This is a genomic window from Flavobacterium enshiense (assembly GCF_022836875.1).
In the GTDB taxonomy this organism is placed as follows: Bacteria; Bacteroidota; Bacteroidia; order Flavobacteriales; family Flavobacteriaceae; genus Flavobacterium; species Flavobacterium enshiense_A.
Genome location: NZ_CP090376.1, coordinates 35334 through 54755 on the forward strand (window position 1 = coordinate 35334; position 19422 = coordinate 54755).

Annotated in this window: 18 protein-coding genes and 4 tRNA genes; 1 reads left to right on the forward strand and 21 read right to left on the reverse strand. The window is 37.6% G+C overall.

The window, feature by feature from the left end:
• Positions 1-39: 39 nt before the first annotated feature.
• The 19 genes from rpoB to LZF87_RS00220 form a co-directional block, all read right to left on the reverse strand.
• Positions 40-3852: a DNA-directed RNA polymerase subunit beta gene (gene rpoB, locus LZF87_RS00130; protein WP_244340151.1), complete on the reverse strand. Its 3813-nt coding sequence runs from the start codon at positions 3850-3852 to the stop codon at positions 40-42.
• A gap of 251 nt (positions 3853-4103) precedes the next feature.
• Positions 4104-4472: a 50S ribosomal protein L7/L12 gene (gene rplL / locus LZF87_RS00135; protein ID WP_244340152.1), complete on the reverse strand. Its 369-nt coding sequence runs from the start codon at positions 4470-4472 to the stop codon at positions 4104-4106.
• Between the two features lie 54 nt (positions 4473-4526).
• Positions 4527-5024 (reverse strand): 50S ribosomal protein L10, encoded by a 498-nt coding sequence (gene rplJ / locus LZF87_RS00140; protein WP_244340153.1) that lies wholly within the window; start codon positions 5022-5024, stop codon positions 4527-4529.
• A gap of 22 nt (positions 5025-5046) precedes the next feature.
• Positions 5047-5736, reverse strand: a complete 690-nt coding sequence (gene rplA, locus LZF87_RS00145; protein WP_244340154.1) for a 50S ribosomal protein L1 — start codon at positions 5734-5736, stop codon at positions 5047-5049.
• A gap of 19 nt (positions 5737-5755) precedes the next feature.
• On the reverse strand, positions 5756-6193 hold the full coding sequence (gene rplK / locus LZF87_RS00150; RefSeq protein WP_023570837.1) for a 50S ribosomal protein L11: 438 nt from the start codon (positions 6191-6193) through the stop codon (positions 5756-5758).
• A gap of 66 nt (positions 6194-6259) precedes the next feature.
• A complete protein-coding gene (gene nusG, locus LZF87_RS00155) occupies positions 6260-6811 on the reverse strand; it encodes a transcription termination/antitermination protein NusG (protein WP_023573629.1) in 552 nt (183 codons plus the stop codon).
• A 10-nt stretch (positions 6812-6821) separates the two neighbouring features.
• Positions 6822-7019: a preprotein translocase subunit SecE gene (gene secE, locus LZF87_RS00160; RefSeq protein ID WP_244340155.1), complete on the reverse strand. Its 198-nt coding sequence runs from the start codon at positions 7017-7019 to the stop codon at positions 6822-6824.
• Positions 7020-7034: 15 nt separating this feature from the next.
• A tRNA-Trp gene (locus LZF87_RS00165) sits at positions 7035-7105 on the reverse strand.
• A 54-nt stretch (positions 7106-7159) separates the two neighbouring features.
• Positions 7160-8347 carry an elongation factor Tu gene (gene tuf, locus LZF87_RS00170; RefSeq protein ID WP_023573627.1) on the reverse strand — a complete coding sequence of 396 codons (1188 nt, stop codon included), beginning with the start codon at positions 8345-8347 and terminating at the stop codon, positions 7160-7162.
• 51 nt (positions 8348-8398) lie between these two features.
• Positions 8399-8470 (reverse strand) — tRNA-Thr (locus tag LZF87_RS00175).
• A 15-nt stretch (positions 8471-8485) separates the two neighbouring features.
• Positions 8486-8567, reverse strand: a tRNA-Tyr gene (locus LZF87_RS00180).
• A gap of 33 nt (positions 8568-8600) precedes the next feature.
• Positions 8601-8674 (reverse strand) — tRNA-Thr (locus LZF87_RS00185).
• Positions 8675-8769: 95 nt separating this feature from the next.
• Positions 8770-9072, reverse strand: a complete 303-nt coding sequence (hpf, locus tag LZF87_RS00190; RefSeq protein WP_244340156.1) for a ribosome hibernation-promoting factor, HPF/YfiA family — start codon at positions 9070-9072, stop codon at positions 8770-8772.
• 31 nt (positions 9073-9103) lie between these two features.
• The gene (locus LZF87_RS00195) at positions 9104-10000 is read right to left on the reverse strand and encodes a tyrosine-type recombinase/integrase (protein ID WP_244343831.1); all 897 of its coding nucleotides are present in this window, start codon (positions 9998-10000) and stop codon (positions 9104-9106) included.
• A gap of 68 nt (positions 10001-10068) precedes the next feature.
• A complete protein-coding gene (gene rpsU, locus LZF87_RS00200; RefSeq protein WP_023573624.1) occupies positions 10069-10263 on the reverse strand; it encodes a 30S ribosomal protein S21 in 195 nt (64 codons plus the stop codon).
• A 245-nt stretch (positions 10264-10508) separates the two neighbouring features.
• Positions 10509-11681 carry an acyl-CoA dehydrogenase family protein gene (locus LZF87_RS00205; RefSeq protein WP_244340157.1) on the reverse strand — a complete coding sequence of 391 codons (1173 nt, stop codon included), beginning with the start codon at positions 11679-11681 and terminating at the stop codon, positions 10509-10511.
• A 46-nt stretch (positions 11682-11727) separates the two neighbouring features.
• Complete coding sequence (locus LZF87_RS00210) at positions 11728-12612, reverse strand: ComEA family DNA-binding protein (protein ID WP_244340158.1); 885 nt, start codon at positions 12610-12612, stop codon at positions 11728-11730.
• Positions 12613-12623: 11 nt separating this feature from the next.
• Complete coding sequence (locus LZF87_RS00215; protein ID WP_244343832.1) at positions 12624-12845, reverse strand: PspC domain-containing protein; 222 nt, start codon at positions 12843-12845, stop codon at positions 12624-12626.
• A gap of 19 nt (positions 12846-12864) precedes the next feature.
• Positions 12865-14133, reverse strand: a complete 1269-nt coding sequence (locus LZF87_RS00220) for a DUF2851 family protein (protein ID WP_244340159.1) — start codon at positions 14131-14133, stop codon at positions 12865-12867.
• Positions 14134-14199: 66 nt separating this feature from the next.
• On the opposite strand from LZF87_RS00220, the gene LZF87_RS00225 reads away from it, so the two are divergent.
• Positions 14200-15879 carry a GLPGLI family protein gene (locus tag LZF87_RS00225; RefSeq protein ID WP_244340160.1) on the forward strand — a complete coding sequence of 560 codons (1680 nt, stop codon included), beginning with the start codon at positions 14200-14202 and terminating at the stop codon, positions 15877-15879.
• Between the two features lie 40 nt (positions 15880-15919).
• Here LZF87_RS00225 and LZF87_RS00230 read toward each other — a convergent pair whose 3' ends face one another.
• Both LZF87_RS00230 and LZF87_RS00235 read right to left on the reverse strand, forming a co-directional pair.
• A complete protein-coding gene (locus LZF87_RS00230) occupies positions 15920-17281 on the reverse strand; it encodes a pyridoxal-phosphate dependent enzyme (protein WP_244340161.1) in 1362 nt (453 codons plus the stop codon).
• Between the two features lie 177 nt (positions 17282-17458).
• Entirely contained in the window at positions 17459-19369 is a 1911-nt protein-coding gene (locus LZF87_RS00235; protein WP_244340162.1) for a putative porin, read from the reverse strand.
• Positions 19370-19422: the final 53 nt, after the last annotated feature.

The following is a 19422-nucleotide window of genomic DNA, read 5'->3' on the forward strand; positions in this document are numbered from 1 at the left end:
TCAGTTCCGATATTTTGGAACTGAATACTGCATTCTTTATTATTCTTCTAATCTGATGTCTAATCCAAGACCTTTCAATTCATGCATCAATACATTGAATGATTCAGGTAGTCCTGGCTCCGGCATAGTTTCACCCTTAACAATTGATTCGTAAGTTTTAGCTCTACCGATAACGTCATCCGATTTAACTGTCAAGATCTCTCTTAAAGTACTTGAAGCACCATACGCCTCAAGAGCCCAAACCTCCATCTCTCCAAAACGCTGACCTCCGAACTGCGCTTTACCTCCAAGAGGCTGCTGCGTGATCAATGAGTATGGACCGATAGAACGTGCGTGCATCTTATCGTCAACCATGTGTCCTAATTTCAACATATAGATCACACCTACGGTTGCCGGCTGGTGGAAACGCTCTCCAGTTCCTCCGTCATACAAATACGTATGACCGAATCTTGGAACTCCTGCTTCGTCTGTCAAGGCATTGATTTGATCAAGAGAAGCTCCGTCGAAAATTGGCGTAGCATACTTTCTTCCTAATTTCTTACCTGCCCATCCAAGAACCGTTTCATAAATCTGTCCGATGTTCATACGAGATGGTACCCCTAGTGGATTCAATACGATATCTACCGGTGTTCCGTCTTCTAAGAATGGCATATCTTCCTGACGAACGATTTTCGCAACGATACCTTTGTTACCGTGACGACCTGCCATCTTATCTCCAACTTTCAGTTTACGTTTCTTAGCGATGTATACTTTAGCAAGTTTCAGGATACCTGATGGTAATTCATCTCCAACAGTGATCGTGAATTTCTCTCTACGTAATGCACCTTGTAAATCGTTCAACTTAATTTTGTAGTTGTGGATCAAATCATTTACCATAGCATTTGACTCGTCATCTGTAGTCCACTGACCTTTAGTTAAGTGAGCGAAATCCTCTACAGCGTAAAGCATTTTTTGCGTGTATTTCTTACCTTTTGGCAATACTTCTTCACCCAAATCATTCATTACACCCTGAGACGTTTTACCGTTAACGATTTCGAATAATTTTTCAACCAATTTGTCTTTCAATTCAACGAATTTCACTTCAAACTGAGTTTCTAAAACTGCTAAATCGTCTTTATCCTTAGAACGTTTACGTTTATCTTTTACCGCTCTCGCGAATAATTTTTTATCTAAAACCACACCGTGTAAAGATGGAGATGCTTTTAACGAAGCATCTTTCACATCACCCGCTTTATCTCCGAAGATCGCTCTTAATAACTTCTCTTCAGGAGTTGGATCTGATTCTCCTTTTGGTGTAATTTTTCCGATTAGAATGTCGCCAGGTTTAACCTCTGCTCCGATTCTGATCATACCGTTTTCATCCAAGTCTTTAGTAGCCTCTTCAGAAACGTTTGGAATATCATTCGTTAACTCTTCGTTACCCAATTTCGTATCACGAACCTCTAATGAGTAATCGTCTACGTGGATTGAAGTAAAGATATCATCACGAACTACTTTTTCAGAAATTACAATCGCATCCTCGAAGTTATACCCTTTCCAAGGCATGAACGCTACCTGAAGGTTTCTACCTAAAGCAAGCTCTCCGTTTTGCGTTGCATAACCTTCACAAAGTACTTGTCCTTTTGCAACTCTGTCACCTTTTCTAACAATAGGCTTCAAGTTGATAGATGTACTCTGGTTGGTTTTTCTGAACTTGATTAACTGATATGTTTTCTCATCCGGATCGAAGCTTACAGCACGCTCTGCATCAGTTCTATCGTATTTGATAGTAATCATGTTTGCATCTACATACTCAACAACTCCTTCACCTTCTGCATTGATAAGTACTCGGGAATCAGTAGCCACCTGACGCTCAAGACCAGTTCCAACAATTGGCGATTCAGGACGTAACAATGGTACGGCCTGGCGCATCATGTTCGATCCCATCAACGCACGGTTCGCATCATCATGCTCTAAGAATGGAATCAACGAAGCCGAAATCGAAGCAATCTGGTTTGGTGCTACGTCAGTATAATGAACAACCGTAGGATCTACAACCGGGAAGTCACCCTCTTCACGAGCAATAACATTCTCAGCCGTAATTTTACCGGTTTGGTCCATCTCGATGTTTGCCTGAGCAATCATCTTACCTTCTTCTTCTTCTGCACTTAAATAAACAGGAGTTGAAACTAAATCTACAGTACCATTGGTTACCTTACGGTAAGGTGTTTCGATAAAGCCCATTCCGTTTACTTTCGCATAAACCCCAAGAGATGAAATCAAACCAATGTTTGGTCCCTCTGGTGTTTCAATCGGACATAAACGTCCGTAGTGAGTATAGTGAACGTCACGCACCTCGAATCCGGCTCTCTCTCTCGAAAGACCTCCAGGCCCTAAGGCAGACAATCTTCTCTTGTGTGTGATCTCCGCTAATGGATTGGTTTGATCCATAAACTGAGATAACTGGTTGGTACCGAAGAAAGAGTTGATAACCGATGATAATGTTTTTGCATTGATCAAATCGATTGGCGTGAACACCTCGTTATCACGAACATTCATTCTCTCACGGATCGTTCTTGCCATACGAGCAAGACCAACACCAAATTGTGCAGACAATTGTTCTCCAACGGTTCTAACACGACGGTTTGATAAGTGATCGATATCATCAATCTCTGCTTTAGAGTTGATAAGCTCAATCAAATACTTCACGATTGTGATGATATCCTCTTTGGTCAACACTTGTTTTTCCATTGGGATATCCAAACCTAATTTTTTATTCATTCTGTAACGACCAACTTCACCTAAGTTATAACGCTGATCCGAGAAGAATAATTTATCGATAATACCACGAGCAGTTTCCTCATCAGGCGGTTCTGCATTACGCAACTGACGGTAGATGTGCTCTACAGCTTCTTTTTCTGAGTTTGTAGGGTCCTTTTGCAACGTGTTGTGGATAATTGCATAATCCGCTTGGTTGTTATCTTCCTTGTGTAACAAGATAGATTTCACGTTTGCGTCTACAATTTCCTCTACATTATCTTTATCTAACAAAGTGTCACGATCTAAGATAATCTCGTTACGCTCGATAGATACAACCTCTCCTGTATCCTCATCCACGAAATCTTCGTGCCAAGTGTTCAATACACGAGCCGCAAGTCTTCTACCAATATATTTTTTAAGACCTGATTTTGAAACTTTGATTTCTTCAGCAAGGTCAAAGATTTCAAGAATGTCCTTATCACGCTCGAATCCGATAGCACGGAATAAAGTCGTAACAGGTAATTTTTTCTTTCTATCGATATAAGCATACATTACGCTGTTGATATCGGTAGCGAATTCAATCCAAGATCCTTTAAAAGGAATTACTCTGGCAGAGTATAATTTTGTTCCGTTAGCGTGGAAAGATTGTCCGAAGAAAACACCCGGTGAACGGTGTAACTGAGATACAACAACACGCTCTGCACCGTTGATAACAAAGGTACCGCTTGGTGTCATATACGGGATTGTACCTAAATATACATCCTGTACAATTGTTTCAAAATCTTCATGCTCAGGGTCTGTACAGTACAGTTTCAAACGTGCTTTTAATGGCACACTATACGTTAAACCTCTGTCTATACACTCTTCAATTGTATAACGGGGTGGATCAACAAAGTAGTCTAGGAATTCCAATACGAACTGATTTCTTGTATCAGTAATTGGGAAGTTTTCCATGAAGGTATTGTAAAGACCTTCGTTGCCTCTTTCATCAGATTTGGTTTCCAATTGGAAAAAATCTTTAAAAGATTTTACCTGAATATCCAAGAAATCCGGATAGTCTGGGATGTTTTTCGTCGAGGCGAAATTTAATCTTTCAGTCTGATTTGTTAACATCAATGGACAAAATTTTGATTAAAAAAAAAGTTTTGTGCAAAAACACAGTGTAATTTTACTTTCTTCTTAATAATCGATACATCTCCGAAAATGAACAGAAAGTTGTAATTTCATTTTCTTTCTTCGTATTGATTAAAAATATTACGTATTTCAAACTATACTTAAAGTTAATTTTTATTATACGCAAAATGGTTTAGGCCTTGAGAAAAACTCTCAAAGGCCTAAACCTAGCTTATATAACTTAAGTCAGCTTATTTAAGCTCAACTGCAGCTCCTGCTTCTTCTAAAGCTTTCTTAAGACCTTCTGCTTCGTCTTTAGAAACACCTTCTTTAACGTTAGTTGGAGCAGCATCTACTAAATCTTTAGCTTCTTTAAGTCCTAAACCTGTTAATTCTTTAACAGCTTTAACAACTCCTAATTTAGAAGCTCCAGCATCTTTCAATACTACAGTGAATTCAGTTTGCTCTTCAGCAGCAGCTTCACCTCCACCTGCAGCAACTACTACAGCAGCAGCAGCCGGCTCGATTCCATACTCGTCTTTTAATATTGTTGCTAATTCGTTAACTTCTTTAACTGTTAAGTTAACTAATTGTTCTGCGAATTGTTTCAAATCTGCCATTTTTTCTATCTTTTAAAATGATTTGTAAAATATAATAATTAATTAGTGCTAAACTTATTCAGCTCCCTCTTCGTCTTTGAATTGGTTCTTAAGAGCAGAAATAACTCTTTGAGCTGGTGATTGTAATAATCCGATGATTTCTCCAATAACCTCTTCTTTCGATTTAAGAGACGCTAACGAATCAAGTAAGTTATCTCCAATGTAGATTTCTTCGTTGATGTAAGCACCTTTTAATAAAGGCTTATCAGATTTTTTACGGAATTCTTTGATAATTTTTGCAGGAGCGTTAGCTGTATCTGCAATTAATATAGAAGTGTTTCCTTTTAAAACTGTAGTCAATTCACCGAAGTTTGTTTCAGAAGCTTCCATTGCTTTTTCAAGTAATGTATTCTTAACAACCTCTAATTTGATACCCGCTTTAAAACAAGCTCTTCTTAAGTTTGAAGTAGTATCTGCATTAAGTCCAGAAATATCAGCTAAATATACTATATTTCTACCAGCCAACTGTGCAGTTAAATCTTCAATCGCGATTGATTTTTCTTCTCTAGTCATACTAAAAATTTTTAACTACCAATTAAACTGCTTTAGGATCTAAAGCAATTGCAGGACTCATCGTAGATGAGATGTGGATACTCTTAATATAAGTACCTTTTGCTGCAGTTGGTTTCAATTTGATTAATGTTTGAATAATTTCGTGAGCGTTCTCTGTGATTTTTTGAGCATCAAAAGAAATTCTTCCGATTCCAGCGTGAACGATTCCTGTTTTATCAACTTTAAAGTCGATTTTACCAGCTTTAACTTCTTCAATAGCTTTTGCTACATCCATAGTTACAGTACCTGTTTTAGGGTTTGGCATCAAACCTCTTGGACCTAAAACACGTCCTAATGGACCTAATTTACCCATAACAGCCGGCATAGTGATGATTACATCAACATCTGTCCAACCATCTTTGATTTTTTGTAAATAGTCATCTAAACCTACGTGGTCAGCACCTGCCGCTTTAGCTTCAGCTTCTTTATCTGGAGTAACTAATGCTAATACTCTAACATCTTTTCCAGTACCGTGAGGTAAAGTAACAACGCCTCTTACCATTTGATTCGCTTTTCTAGGATCTACTCCTAATTTCACTGCGATATCAACAGACTCATCAAATTTTGCAGAAGCAACTTCTTTAATTAATGCAGATGCATCTTTCAAAGAGTATAATTTGTTCTTCTCAATTTTTGCTGCAGCCTCTTTTTGCTTTTTTGTCAATTTTGCCATGTCTTAATTCTTTATAGGATTAAAAAGGAGCTGTTCCTGATACTGTTATACCCATAGATCTAGCTGTTCCGGCAACCATACTCATTGCTTTCTCGATTTCGAAAGCATTCAGGTCAGCCATTTTGTCTTCAGCGATAGCTCTAATTTGATCCCAAGTAACGTTAGCTACTTTTTTACGGTTCGGTTGCCCTGAACCAGACTTTAATTTAGCTGCTTCTAATAATTGAATTGCAGCAGGTGGCGTTTTAACAACAAAGTCAAAAGACTTGTCTTTATACACAGTAATTTGTACTGGTAAAACTTTGCCAGGTTTATCTTGTGTTCTAGCATTGAACTGCTTACAGAACTCCATGATATTAACCCCAGCAGCCCCCAAAGCAGGTCCAACCGGTGGCGAAGGATTCGCGGCACCTCCCTTAACTTGTAGTTTAACTACTTTACTAATTTCTTTAGCCATTTTTAAAAAAATTTAGCACATCTATCAATTGGAAGCGATTGATGTGGATTTATACATGTAACGATATTATACTTTTTCAACTTGCATGAAACTCAATTCCAACGGAGTCTTTCTTCCAAAGATTTTCACCATTACCTCAAGTTTACGCTTTTCTTCATTCACTTTCTCAACAGTTCCATTGAAACCATTGAAAGGACCGTCAATTACTTTCACAGTTTCTCCAACTGAATACGGTATAGCTCCCTGATCTACCTTAACAGATAACTCATCCACTTTACCTAACATCCTGTTTACTTCCGCTTGTCTTAACGGCACCGCTTCCCCACCTTTTGTTTCACCCAAAAAACCAATTACACCGGTAATCGATTTGATGATGTGTGGAATCTCTCCGGTTAAGTTAGCTTCAATCATAACATACCCTGGAAAATAAACACGGTCTTTGCTGATCTTTTTTCCATCACGTACCTGCACTACTTTTTCAGTAGGAACCAATACCTGAGAAATATAATCACCCATACCCAAACGATTAATTTCCGTTTCGATATAGTTCTTAACCTTATTCTCCTGGCCGCTAACCGCTCTAACTACATACCATTTTTTGACATTGTTATCAATCATATCAAAAAAATTAAGCTTTTAACCAATTGAAGAAAAATCCTAATGCTTTAGCAAAAACGGAATCCACTCCCCAAGTTGCTAACGCGAATAAAATAGAAAATAAAGCTACTATTATAGTTAACTTTTGTACTTCAGCCCATTCTGGCCAAGCAACATTTGACTTTAACTCTTCAAATGCCTCCGTTATGTAATTAACAACCTTTGTCATTGTATATTGCTTTTGCACGGGCGGAGGGATTCGAACCCCCATCAACGGTTTTGGAGACCGCTATTCTACCCTTGAACTACGCCCGTTTGTTTAAAAAACCAGCAGCGAACCGCTGGTTTTTATTATAGTGACTATATGAATTAGTCTAAGATTTCAGTTACCTGCCCAGCACCTACAGTTCTACCACCTTCACGGATAGCGAAACGTAAACCTACTGATAAAGCGATTGGGCTCAACAATTGAACATCGATTGTTAAGTTATCACCTGGCATAACCATTTCAACACCTGCAGGTAAAGAGATAGTACCTGTTACGTCAGTTGTACGTACGTAGAACTGTGGACGGTAGTTATTATGGAATGGAGTGTGACGTCCACCTTCTTCTTTTTTCAAGATATAAACCTCAGCTTTGAAGTGAGCGTGTGGCTTAACAGATCCTGGCTTAATAATAACCATACCTCTTTTGATATCAGCTTTATCGATACCACGTAATAATAAACCTACGTTATCTCCAGCTTCACCTCTATCAAGGATTTTACGGAACATCTCAACTCCAGTGATTGTAGAAGTCAATTTCTCAGCCCCCATACCGATGATTTCAACAGCATCTCCAGTATTAGCAACTCCAGTTTCGATACGACCTGTAGCAACAGTTCCACGACCTGTAATTGTAAATACGTCCTCAACCGGCATCAAGAATGGCTTCTCAACATCACGCATTGGCAATTCAATCCAGCTATCAACAGCATCCATTAACGCCATAACAGTAGCAACCCATTGAGGCTCACCATTTAAAGCACCTAATGCAGAACCTTGAACAACTGGTCCGTTATCACCATCATATTGATAGAAAGACAATAAGTCTCTGATTTCCATCTCAACAAGCTCTAACAACTCAGCATCATCAACCATATCCACTTTGTTCATGAATACAACCATTCTAGGCACACCAACCTGACGACCTAAAAGGATGTGCTCACGAGTTTGTGGCATTGGACCATCCGTAGCAGCAACTACTAAGATAGCACCGTCCATCTGAGCAGCACCAGTAACCATGTTCTTAACGTAATCCGCGTGACCTGGACAGTCAACGTGAGCGTAGTGACGGTTAGCTGTAGAATACTCTACGTGAGAAGTGTTGATAGTAATACCTCTTTCTTTTTCTTCAGGAGCGTTATCGATTTGATCGAATGATTTAGCTTCTGATAAACCAGCGTCAGCTAATACTTTAGTAATAGCAGCAGTTAAAGTTGTTTTTCCGTGATCTACGTGTCCGATAGTTCCGATATTTAAATGGGGCTTCGAACGATCAAAGGTTTCTTTTGCCATGATTTAATAATTTAATCTTAGTTATATAATTAGTGTTCAAATTTCAAATTGAGCCAATGACGGGATTTGAACCCGTGACCTCTTCCTTACCAAGGAAGCACTCTACCCCTGAGCTACACCGGCAATCATACTTTTTTGTGGGGAGAGCAGGATTCGAACCTGCGAAGACTTAGTCAGCAGATTTACAGTCTGCCCTCGTTGGCCGCTTGAGTATCTCCCCAACTTCTTTTATTTTTCGTTGCTAAAAAACCAGAGCCGATGGAGGGACTCGAACCCACGACCTGCTGATTACAAATCAGCTGCTCTAGCCAGCTGAGCTACACCGGCAACTACAATAAAAAAAGTCCGCTATTTCTAACGGACTGCAAATGTAGAGATTTTATTTTTTAATCAAAATAATTTTTCTCTTTTTTTTTATTTTTTTAAGCATGCGCCCTAACAATTTCTTTTCTCTTCACCAAAAGACGCTCTAAAGAACCCACAGACAAATCCACAGCCTCTTCAAAGGTCTTACACTGCTTTTTAACTATAAAATCATCACCTGGCACCATAACCTTAACCTCCACTATCTTATTTTCTTTATCACTCGTATTATCCAATTTCAAGAAAACATCGGAAGACACCACCCTGTCATAATACTTTTCTAACTTATCTAATCGTTCCTGAACAAAATCTACCAATTTTCTGTCAATGTTAAAATTAACAGCATGAACATTTACCTTCATAATAAAAATTTTTATTTGGTTACACTTTGAATTATTTTCGGTTTCGCGGGTGAGCATCTTGATAAACTCGCTTCAATTCAGACAAACTGCTGTGCGTATAGATTTGAGTGGAAGATAAACTTGCGTGACCTAACAATTCTTTTACTGAATTTAAATCGGCTCCATTGTTAAGCAAATGGGTTGCAAATGTATGCCTAAGAACGTGGGGACTCTTTTTTGTTTTTTCAGAGACAGTACTAAAGTAATCATTTATTAATCGATAAACAAACGATTCACTTATTTTATGACCGTTTTTATTCAATATTAACAAATTGCAATTTTCGATTGCAGTTAGTCGATTTCTCTCAATAATATAACGATTTAATAACGCAACAGTACACTCAAGAAGCGGAAGAACACGTTCCTTATTCCGCTTCCCCAACACCTTAAATGTCTTGCTGTAAGCACTGTAATTTCCAAGTTCAAGCGCGATCAATTCAGCCCGACGCATACCGGTAGTATAAAAAAGCTCAATAATCAATCGATTTCGAATCCCTTCAAAGTCATCCGGATAATCATTTTCCTCAAACACCAATTTAAGTTCTTTTTCCGAAAAAGGAATCTGCACCTTCTTAGGTGTTTTTAAAGACTTATGCTTCTGAAGCGGACTTACCTCAATCTGCTTTGTCTTTAAAAGAAATTTATAAAACGATTTTAGCGATGATATTTTACGGTTAACCGAAGTATTGGAAATACCGTTTTCCACCAGAGAAACAATCCAACTTCGCACTTGAGAATAATCGACCGACTCCAAAACCACATCTGAATCATGTTCTCCGAGGAATTTTTCAAACTCAAAAACATCGTTAAGATAAGCCGTAAGTGTGTGATGAGAATAGTTTTTCTCTTTCTGAAGATAATCGTAATACGCCTGTTGAGTAGAAACCATAAAAAAACCGTTAGTTACAAAGTTAAAAAACTTCATATACTAACGGCAATTTTATTATTCAAAAAAGACTATGCTTCTAAAGAATCTCTTAGTCCTTGAATATATTGTGCTTTTTGAATTTGAGCTCTTCTTGTTACAGATGGCTTAGTAAACGCCTGACGTGCTCTTAACTGACGAACAGTTCCTGTTTTGTCGAATTTTCTCTTATAGCGCTTTAATGCTCTATCGATATTTTCTCCGTCTTTAATTGGGATAATTAACATTGTTTAGACACCTCCTCTCGTTTAGGCCGCAAACTTATAACTTTATTTTGAATTATGAATTATAAATTTTGAATTATTTTTCACACTGACTTTCAAGAAACAAGAACAAAAGCGTAAGCGAAGAGATTTTACTCAATGCTAACTTCTTCCGCTGTTTATTTCGTTCACGATTTCCCTAAAAAAGCAAAACCAAGAAACAATTTCTTGTTTCTTGGTTTTGCTTTTTATACTCTTAATTCAACCTACTAATGTTTTACAGCCGGCTTGTAATTTTGCTTATCGATAATCATTTTCGATAAGATTTCTTTTAAGATCTCCGAAGTCCCTCCTCCGATTGGCCCTAAACGACTATCTCTTAACAATCGCGCTAAAGGATACTCTTCCATATAACCATAACCTCCTAACATCTGCAAACAACTATAAATAGTTTCATCGGCTACTTTTGTTGACTTCAATTTAGCCATTGTAGCTTCTTTCACTACGTATTCCCCTTTATCCAAACGGGCTACAGTAGCATAATTGAACAACTTACAATGCTCTACATCCGTTGCATGCTCAACTATCGTATGTCTTAACGCCTGAAACTTATCGATTGTTCTTCCAAAAGCCTCACGCTCCGACATGTACTCTAAAGTGTATTCAATTGCATACTCTGCACTTGCATGTGCATTAATAGCCATAATTAATCGCTCTAAGGCAAAGTGCTGCATAATATACGGAAACCCTTTTCCTTCCTCTCCCATTAAATTCTCCGCAGGAATTTCAACATTATCAAATGCTATTTCAGCTGTATCAGAAGCTCTCCATCCTAATTTATCAAGTTTAGTAGCAGATATCCCTTCAATATTAGCATCCACCAAAAACATACTGATCCCTTTATTTCCAAGTTCCGAATTTGTTTTAGCTGCAACAACATAATAATCGGCATAAACTCCGTTTGTTATGAATGTTTTAGAGCCATTGATAACATACTTATCACCTTTTTTCACAGCTGTTGTACGCATACCTGCCACATCACTCCCACCAAAAGGCTCTGTTATACATAAAGCCCCTATTTTATCACCAGAAATACTAGTTGCTAAATATTCTTGCTTAATTCGTTCGTCTCCTTCTGCATTTAAATGAGTCATTGCTAAATAAGCATGTGCCCACATGGCAGCTGCAAAACCTCCGGATTTGATTCTTTGTAGCTCCTCTAAAAAGATAACTGTGTAAAATAAATCCAAATTCAATCCGCCATAAGCCTCAGGATAACGCAATCCGAAGAAGCCCATTTCACCAAATTTTTTCCATATAAATCGTTCTATCGTTCCAGTTTTTTCCCATTTTTCAATATGAGGAACTACTTCTTTTTGCAAAAAATCTCGCAAACTCTCTCTAAATAATTGATGCTCTTCGGTAAAGTATAATGAATTCATACAGTTTGAATTATTTAACTATCTTACAATAGTTTGTTTATTTGTTTTAAAAGGCCAAATATAAGGCAATTATATCAACTTTATCAATAGGAAAATCTTTAATTTTTCTTAAATCGTCTTTTCCTTTTATCGCCCCCTGCATGCTCCTGTAAGTAACAATTTCCTTGGCAAGATGATATTTAAAAAACGGAAATTGAGACAACTCTTTTACAGAAGCCTCATTAACATCAATCTTCTTGACATTCGGGGAAGTCAAAACAGAAAAATATTCGTTCATGTTTGCAATGACTTCAGGAGAAAGCCCCCAAACATCATCCAACTGTTTCATCGACACAAAAGCCCCCAGTTTTTCACGTTCCTTTAAAATTCTTTCGGAAAGAGCCGGACCGATTCCATATACCTTCATCAAATCTTCTTGGGAAGCCAAATTGATATCCGCCACAATTCTTTTCGTTTTTTTATCAATCGTCGGCTTCGAAAAACGAGAAACAAAATCACCCTTAGCACCATTTTTAACCCAATCCGGAAACTTAAAATAAGGAGCCATTTCTGCCAGCAGTTTATCAGAAACCATGGTGACTTTTTGAAATTCGACTACGGAATTCACAAATCGATTCCCTTTTCGAAATTTATGCAGACGATCAATCTCAACAACCGACATCCCCAATGTGTATCCTTTGAAATCAGAAATAAAATTTGGGTTGAACGGATAAATCTTATGCTTTATATTGTCCTTTTCAATTTTAAGCTTATCGATTTCCGACTGTAATGCCAGCCACTCTTTTTCCTCTTTACTTACTGGTTGATCTGAAAAAGAAATTTCCGAAAAATAAAAACAATAGGCTAACTGCACAATTATCATCAATAAAATAAGCACAGCAATTCCACTCCGCTGTTCGCGGGTGTATTTAAAATCAGACGTAATTTTCATGATGGAGAGATTTACAAATCAAAAACAGAACTGCGTTTGGTATAGACCTTATCCTTCAACTTGAACAAAAAAGCAAGTGTAAGATACACTCCAAACCAGAGTCCGACAGTAAAAAAAGAAATGTAAATAAAAAAAAGACGAACGCTCGTGGTCCTCATACCAAGGCGATCGGCTAAACGGGAAGAAACTTCGAAACCGTGTTTCTCGAAAAAGTGACGTATATTGGTTATCAATCCCATAGTACAAATGTAATTATTTCTTTAACAATTCAATACCTATTTCGCATTGCAAACATTTTTTAACGTTGCAAAACTCATTTTTTAGTTGCAACAGTGTTTGTGAATCAAAAGCATTTTTGGCATGGATTCCAAAATTTGTAAACTTATCGATGATTACATTTTTCTCGGCTTCGATTTCTTCCAAAAAACCGATTAAATCATCGGTCACCTCTTCACCCAATTGTTTGGCAAGAGCAAACCGGATTGGAATGATGGTATTCATGATCAACAAGTCCACAAAAGAAGAAGTTAACCCCTTGTGTTTCTTCGGACTTTCTTTATCGAACTGATAATGGATCTGCCAATAATCAGAAACCTTCACATCAAAAATTGTATAGAAAGCCGAAACCGATTCGGAAGCCATCATTTTGGAAAACAGATTGTCCTGTTGATGGTATAATTGCGCCAGTTGAGCCAGACGGATTGTTGGAAAATTATCGGGACGAAGTTTAAAAAATTGAACTGGTGCTATAAATGCCTTTTCTAATTGATATTTATCAGACAAATGACACCAACGATTCTTTAGGTCATTATAATAAACATCCTGTTTTTCTTCTTCCAGTAATCCGGCACGCCCTAAAAACAAGGCTTCCAGATTTTCAAGTTCATTCTTTTCCTTTCGTATAATCGAAAACGGAATTGAAGCCGCAATCGCAAAGAAAGAATCTCCATTAGTATTTAAACCAAAATTCTTTGCCAAAAAACAAAACAACGTTGCTTCCCAATCGTTCTTGTTACGAAGCAACTGCTCCTGCATGAGAAGTGCTTTTCGTTCAAGCCGATCAAAAAACAATCGTTCCTGCCATTTTTTCAAGACAAATTTATCAACGGAAGCTAAATCTTTTTCACAATAAATCCAGGATTTAGCGAATGAAAGTGAATAATAACTCTCTAGAATTTCCTTAGCAACGTAGTTTTTCAATTCCAAAACCGGAATTTCTGTATTGTCTGCCCGAAAAACACCAGTATCGTGTTCCCAAACAACGTGTAGGATTACGGCATCATAAGCAGGATCGTTTTCATGATGGTGGATATACCAATCGGAAGATTTGATGTGAATTTCAATATTGCCTGCCCATTTTTGATTTCCGATATAAATTTGGGCATTGAAAAAATCGGGGCCTGCCTGTTTCAGATAATGGCCCGGATGGAGAATCCGAAGTTCTTCCCCATTAAAAGTACGTAAGTAAACATAGGTAAATTTTCTGTATTGCCAGATGTGGTGTAAAAAATCTTCTTGCATGGCGTTTAAAATGAAAAACGAATGTAGGAAAAAAAATTATCTTTGTGAACCAACACTATTAAAAAAATGAAAAAAAATCTTACAATTTTAGTTTTCTGTGGTTTCCTGTCGGCCTTCGGACAAACCAAACCTAAACAGCCCAACGGATTAAAAATAACGTATTTAAAAAGTTCCAACGGAAAACTGATCGAAAACCAAGATCCTATACTGATATTTGCAAATGACAGCCAAACGGTAATAACTTCCGAAAAAATAAACACCAAAAAAGCTGACTTCCCTTTTGAACAAACCATTGTTAACCGACCAAAAAACAATTTTGTTCAGGTGGCTAATCTTTCGGCTACAAAAACCACTTCGACAACAGACAGCATTACCATAGGCAAACAGTCTTTTGAAATAACAACAGACACCAAAACAATTTTGGGTTACAAATGCAAAAAAGCAAAAACTGTTATCAATTCTAACACGATAGAACTTTGGTACACCGACGAATTAAAAGTAAAGGGTGCCCCAACCGTTTTAGGACAGAACCTTGGATTGGTTTTGGAGATGGTCCGCAACGGAAATTATACTGTATCGGCTTCCAAAATAGAAACGGTAAAAAAACTAAACACTTCCAGCCTCGTTCCTAATACCGGCAAAAATGTTGATCCTTTAACGTATCGCGATTTGTTATGGAAAAGCCGTTTCACAACTTTATCGGTTTTTGAAAATGAAGTCATCAATTTTTCGGATGCGTCAAAATCGAACGACAGCATTTTGCGATTTGCGAATGGGACCATCATCCTGAGAAAAATAAAATTCCCGGAGATAAAAAGCGGGAGTCAGATTTTTGTAGATGTTGCCGAACAATCTAACGGAGATGCCTACGACCGTACCGGTTCTGTTTTCGTTATTCCGACGGATGAAAAAGCGACTTTCATGGACGGATTAAAAAACGGCGCCAAAACCCTTCCAATCTACGAAAACGGAAATGGAAAGAAATACCAGGGTGTTGTCCGCACCGATGACTATGCTCCACTTTTGGAGTTAATGCGCTTTTTTACCCCTTTTGGCATCAAACAATATAACCATATAGAATTAAAAGATAAAAAGTGGCATGAAATCGTTCCTTACCGTCAGGACATCTCCGAGTTGTATTCGACCTTAAGCAATAAAGAACTTTGGGTAGGCACTTTTATCGGAAACTATGACAAAGGCGGACATAAGGTTTCGATACATATCACTATTCACAATGAAGAAAATCAACCGATAAAAAACACTTTTGCGCTCCCACTTTTCAACACTACCAACATCATGGAAATGGCAGAACAGGAATACAGCACTATGTTTAACAATGACAACGGACTTTTGGTCACATTTACACTGGACAAAGACGTTAAGAATGCAAAACTTCGCTACACCACTACTGGTCACGGAGGATGGGAAAACGGCGATGAATTTGTACAAAAGAAAAACACTATTCTTTTAGATGAGAAAGAAGTTTTCAGCTTTATCCCATGGAGACAGGATTGTGGTTCTTATCGTTTGTTCAATCCTGCATCGGGGAACTTTCCTAACGGATTATCCTCTTCCGACTACAGCCGTTCCAATTGGTGCCCAGGAATGGTTACCAATCCCAACTTGATTGACTTAGGCGATCTAAAAGCAGGAAAACATACCATACGCGTAAAAATACCGCAAGGCGCTCCAGAAGGAACCGGGTTTAGTGCCTGGAATGTTTCCGGGGTATTGATTGGGAATTAAAACAAAAAAGCCACTGAACACAGTGGCTTTTTTGTTTCGCTTATTTTATCGAATTGATAATATCGTGTTTGGTAATGATATGGTGTTTTCCGTTTCCTAAATCAACCAAGACTGCTTGATTGTCTTTATTGATTAACTTAGAAACTTCTTCAACCGGCGTTCCTAATTTCACAATTGGGAAAGCAGCCCCCATAACTTCACGTATTGGTTTATCAGCTACATTTTTATCTGCAACATAACTTTGGAACAAATCCGTTTCATCTACTGAACCTACAAATCCGTTTACGTCGATAACCGGTATTTGCGAAATCTTGTGTTTACGCATACGGCCAATAGCATGAGAAACCAATTCCTCTGTACGGACAACCACTAGAGGCTTGTCGATATGCTCTCTGATCAAATCTTCGGCTTTGGTAATTTCATCGTCCAGATATCCTCTGTCACGCATCCAATCATCATTAAATATTTTACCCACATAGCGGGAACCTGAATCATGGAACAATACCACAACCACATCGTCCGGCCCGAATTCCTCTTTTAACTGCAGTAAACCTTTGATAGCTGATCCGGAAGACATCCCAACAAACAAACCTTCTTCTAAAGCCAGTTTACGGGTATACACCGCCGCATCTTTATCGGTAACTTTTGTGAAACCGTCAATCAGGTCGAAGTTTACGTTTTGAGGAAGGATATCTTCACCGATTCCTTCTGTTACATAAGAATACACTTCGTTCTCATCGAAGATTCCGGTTTCCTTGTATTTTTTGAAAACCGAACCATAGGTATCCACTCCCCAGATTTTGATATTCGGGTTTTTCTCTTTTAAAAATTTAGCTACCCCGGAGATTGTTCCACCAGTACCTACACCTACTATAAAGTGCGTAACTTTACCATCAGTCTGTTCCCAGATTTCAGGTCCTGTTTGTTCGTAGTTTGCCTGGGTGTTTGATAAGTTATCGTATTGGTTAACGTACCACGAATTTGGAGTTTCTTCAGCTAAGCGCTTGGAAACGGAATAGTATGAGCGCGGGTCGTTTGGTTCTACATCTGTAGGACAGATTACCACTTTAGCGCCTACGGCACGTAAGATATCCATTTTTTCTTTGGACTGCTTATCCGTGATAACACAAATCAGTTTATAGCCTTTCACAATTGCCGCTAAAGCCAATCCCATACCGGTATTTCCGGATGTACCTTCTATGATTGTCCCCCCTGGTTTTAAACGTCCGTCTGCCTCTGCATCTTCGACCATTTTAAGCGCCATACGGTCTTTACATGAATGACCGGGATTAAAATACTCTACTTTAGCCAATACAAGAGCGTCGATTTCAGAAGTTATTTTGTTCAATTTAACCATTGGTGTATTCCCGATGGTTTCCAATATATTATTTGCGTATTTCATTTCTATTTATAATTTACTGCCTTGGATTTTGAGCGCCATAAAGATATTGATTTAAACCAGGTTTCCAAAAGGAAAAAAGGCTTACCCAATAGCCCCGATGGGAGGGACATCCATCTCATTTTTTCAACGAGATGGATAGAGCGTCCCGATAGCTATCGGGAGATTCGCGTCAAAAAATCAACTGAAGAAATTCCAAACAAGTCCGAATCGGATCATAAAATCACGGTAAGGATAATTTGGAGCGGTGTAAAAATCATAACCCGTTATACTTGAGTTAATATGTTCTGCCTTGAAGAAAACCCTAAAAGTTCGGATTTTGGCATTAAGGAAATAATCAAACACGGGATAACCACCAACTTCTTTTTGCTCTTGGATGTAAAATTCGCCTAACAAAGGATTGTAATCATTAGCCTTATATTTGGTAAAATAGTTAAATGTGAACCCAGTTTGTAAAAACAATGCTTTTTTAAAGAAATAATCACTGTAATACAAACTATTACGGGTGGTAAACTGAGGTACATTTAAAATATTATCCGATTGCTCCACTTGTTGAAACAGAAAAGTATTATCTAAACCAAATTTACCAACTTTAATTTCGTTTCCGGCTTTAATCGATAAATAGTTGATTGTTTTTTCGTATTGCAAAGGTTTTACAATAAGCTGATTGGCTATACCCTCTACGTTATAGGTTGGGTTCTGGTTAGCAAAATACAAATGATCATTTAAAACGGAATATTGCATCGAGGCTTCAAACCATTTTGTTTTTGCTTCTACCTCGATATTATTAATTTTTTCGTTTTTAAAACTATTATTCCAATTGTATTCCTTGTAATCACTTTGATAAAGGACATAATTCAGGTTAGGCAATTTATTCATGTTTTGATACCTGAATGAGAAAACATTGTTTTCATTTAGTGTGTATCGAATGTTGGCATCAAGATTCGCAAGAGACTGATTCGTTATCGAATTCGATATTAAGAAAGTTCCCTTCCATTTATCTTTATTGTAGATATACTGGCCACCCCAAGTGTTGATTTTATCATTGATAGCATTCGGGACAAAAGCTCCTGAAGCCTGCACGACTGTTCTATAGTAATAATAATTGTACTGGTAATTTTCCACAAAAAAATTAAAATCCCCCAGATATTTATGGGAGTACGCTGCACCAAACTTATTATACATACGGTTGTAGCGGGTCTTATTATTTATGAAAGACGAATAACTCTCACCGAAACGCTCGTGCGCAGCCATGGATAATTCGAAATATTTATACTCGTAGTTAAACTGGTGATTCAACACTACACTACTCGGACTCTTACTAAGCTTAAACGAGTGATCCACAAAAAAACGTTTACCATTCAAAAGTGATTGTGCATCATAAAAATTCACATCAATTCGGGATCGTTCCTGATACAGATCATCCCCGCTTTCAAATTGGGAAAGTACTTTTATTCCACCATTTTCATGGTTTAGGATATCCTGAGCAGTCATGTGAGCTTTAAGAAAATAACGTTTATCTTTCGTATTGTAGCTCGAGATCAATTTTAAATTCCCTGTACTTGAGAGTTGGTTTTGATATTTCCCTAATGAACGAAGCCCTTTATAGCCTACAGCGAAATTAAGATTTTTTGACACATTGGCAGAAACAAAGGCATCCAGGTTTTGACCTTGTTCCATAACCGATTTAAAGTACATGTCCGAATATGGCGTTGGAAGATTATAATAATTGATATCGCGAACTTCGAGATAATTAAAATGTTTGGCAAGGAAACCAAATTCGGGGAATGGGTTAAAATGGGTCAACCCGAAATCCAAAGTATTATACGTTTGTCCTTCATTTAGAAAAGGCAACAGTCCGAAAATATCTTTACGCAAATAATTGAATTTATACTCTCGTTTGATAGTAAGCGATGTATCTACTATTGTGGTATCTCTTTCTATAGAAATGATTTTGTATAAATCAACGGTTGCTTTTTTTTCCGCTTTGTCATTAGACGCTTTTTTTTCTAACTGCAGATCATCATCCTGTGCAAAAGCAGAAAAGGAAATCGAAAATAAAAATAACAAACAGAAAAGCCCTTGTTTCATAAATTTTGATTAGACAGCAAAGGTAATCAGATTTGTATAAATTATTCAAATAA